Annotated in this window: 1 protein-coding gene; it reads left to right on the forward strand. The window is 54.8% G+C overall.

Annotation, left to right across the window (positions count from 1 at the left end):
• Window positions 1-404: 404 nt before the first annotated feature.
• Window positions 405-1625 carry a tyrosine--tRNA ligase gene (tyrS, locus tag BMY22_RS23275; RefSeq protein ID WP_090625694.1) on the forward strand — a complete coding sequence of 407 codons (1221 nt, stop codon included), beginning with the start codon at window positions 405-407 and terminating at the stop codon, window positions 1623-1625.
• Window positions 1626-1728 lie beyond the last annotated feature (103 nt).

The raw sequence follows: 1728 nt of genomic DNA on the forward strand, positions 1-1728 counted from the left end.
CTCATCAAGGCCTCGAAAAGTAAAAGACCTTGAAAGGGGTGCCTCTGAGGAGGGAATGCGATTTGTCATGCCGTTCAATAGGGGCATGGCTGGGGCAGGGCTCCATAACCGCGTCAGCCAGAGTATTGCTGCTTATTGGGGGTTCCTGATCGTGCAGCGCCTGCATCGCAAGGCTGTCGAACAGAGCCTGCTGCGGATAGCGTTCGTCGAGGGCTTCCCGCCTATTACCTTCTGTGCAGTGTCATGTACTCGATCTCGATGCTCAGCATCCACCTTCTGCACGAGCTCCGTCTGTGGCTCGTGGGGGCAGCTGCTTCGCTTGTGGCGAAGCTGGGCTAAGCCTTGTAATTCATGGGCAATCTTGTAATGTTGCTAACCTTTCCCGTTTGTGGTTGATGGTTCTCATGAGGTCGATTGAAGAGCAGTTGGCGCTGATCAAGCGTGGGGCTGAAGAGGTTTTGGTTGAGGCTGAGCTGGTCGAGAAGCTGAAAGCTGGCCAGCCGCTACGAATCAAGGCTGGTTTCGATCCTACTGCTCCGGATCTGCATCTCGGGCATACCGTGCTCATCAACAAGTTGCGTCAGTTCCAGGATCTGGGGCATCAGGTTATCTTTCTTATAGGTGACTTCACCGGGATGATTGGTGATCCCAGTGGCAAAAGCGCTACTCGGCCGCCTTTGACACGCGATCAGGTGTTGGAGAATGCCGAAACCTACAAGGCCCAGGTTTTCAAGATCCTTGATCCGGCCAGGACCGAGGTGGTTTTCAATTCCTCTTGGATTGAGCAACTGACGCCTGCGGATTTTGTCCGGTTGACCTCGCATTGCACGGTGGCGCGCATGCTTGAGCGCGATGACTTCAGCAAGCGCTATGTTGCAAATCAGTCAATCGCAATCCATGAGTTTCTTTATCCGTTGGTACAGGGGTATGACTCTGTGGCCCTGCGTGCCGATGTCGAGCTGGGGGGGACGGATCAGAAGTTCAATCTGCTGATGGGGCGCGAGCTGCAGCGGGCCTATGGTCAGAAATCTCAGTGCATCGTCACCATGCCTTTGCTCGAAGGGCTGGATGGCGTGAAGAAGATGTCCAAGTCGCTAGGTAACTATGTAGGTATTCAGGAAGCGCCAGGTGTTATGTATAGCAAGCTGGTATCGATTCCTGATTCGCTGATGTGGCGCTATTTCGAGCTCCTGAGTTTTCGCTCGATGGAAGAGATCAATACCTTTCGGTCCGATGTTGAGCGGGGCGCCAATCCGCGAGATATCAAGATCAAGTTGGCGGAGGAAATCGTCGCTCGTTTCCATGGCGAGACGGCGGCTGCCACTGCGCATCGTGCGGCCGGAAATCGTATGAAGGATGGCGAGTTGCCGGAGGATCTGCCCGAGATCGAGTTGCTCTCGGTGGAGGATATGCCGATCGCAGCGGTGCTGAATAAAGCGGGCCTAGTCAAGAACGCAGCTGTGGCGCGTGATCTGCTCGGCTCTGGTGGTGTGCGAGTGGATGGTGTTGCTGTAGATCGGGGGTTCTTGTTCCGATGTGGTGCAACGCATATCTGTCAGGCGGGCAAGAAGTCTTTCGCTAGGATTACCTTGAGGGCTGAGGGGCTGATCCGAAATAGTCCTTGACGAGGGGCTTTGGAGGTCTATAATGCGCCCCACTTCCTGAGCAGGTCTGCAGAAGTCCTTGTAAATCAAGGAGTTGGTTGCGGAGTCTGGCGGGTTGGAGAGT

The sequence above is a fragment of the Azotobacter beijerinckii genome (assembly GCF_900110885.1).
Lineage (GTDB): Bacteria > Pseudomonadota > Gammaproteobacteria > Pseudomonadales > Pseudomonadaceae > Azotobacter > Azotobacter beijerinckii.

Bases quoted from the DNA above. Each gene is read 5' to 3' on its own strand.
- tyrS (WP_090625694.1), top strand. From the start codon at position 405: ATGAGGTCGATTGAAGAGCAGTTGGCGCTGATCAAGCGTGGGGCTGAA.